General features: G+C 67.2%; 1 protein-coding gene. It reads left to right on the forward strand.

Features of this window, described 5'->3' with window-relative positions; all coding sequences use genetic code 11:
* Positions 1 to 317 (forward strand): GTPase (locus tag BIU89_RS13045; protein ID WP_175475030.1); only part of this gene is annotated, 317 nt, incomplete at both ends.

Here is a 317-nt window from a genome sequence, read left to right on the forward strand (position 1 = left end):
CCGAACGTCGGCAAGTCGACCCTGTTCAACGCCCTGACCAAGAACCAGGTCCTCGCCGCGAACTACCCGTTCGCGACGATCGAGCCGAACGTCGGGGTGGTGAACCTGCCCGACTCGCGGCTCGACCAGCTCGCTGAGCTCTTCCACTCGGAGAAGACCGTGCCGGCGCCGGTGTCGTTCGTCGACATCGCGGGCATCGTCAAGGGCGCGAGCGAGGGCGAAGGCCTGGGCAACAAGTTCCTCGCCAACATCCGCGAGGCCGACGCCATCGCGCAGGTCGTCCGCGGCTTCACCGATGACGACGTCGTGCACGTCGC

It is taken from the genome of Curtobacterium sp. MCBA15_005, from assembly GCF_001864855.1.
Lineage (GTDB): Bacteria > Actinomycetota > Actinomycetes > Actinomycetales > Microbacteriaceae > Curtobacterium > Curtobacterium flaccumfaciens.